Genomic DNA, 209 nt, shown 5'->3' on the forward strand with positions numbered 1-209 from the left:
TTATTACCGTTATTACCGTTATTGCCGTTAATAACGGTAATAACGGTAATAACGGTAATAACGGTAATAACGGTAATAACGGTAATAACGGTAATAACGGTAATAACGGTAATAACGGCAATAACGGTAATAACGGTAATAACGGTAATAACGGTAATAACGGTAATAACGGTAATAACGGCAATAACGATAATAACGGTAATAACGGT

Annotated in this window: 1 protein-coding gene; it reads right to left on the reverse strand. The window is 34.0% G+C overall.

All coding sequences use genetic code 11. The features are described from left to right. The coding region (locus tag A936_RS24020; RefSeq protein ID WP_008453317.1) for a hypothetical protein at positions 1–209 on the reverse strand (209 nt) is incomplete at both ends.

It is taken from the genome of Enterobacter sp. Ag1, assembly GCA_000277545.1.
GTDB lineage: Bacteria > Pseudomonadota > Gammaproteobacteria > Enterobacterales > Enterobacteriaceae > Cedecea.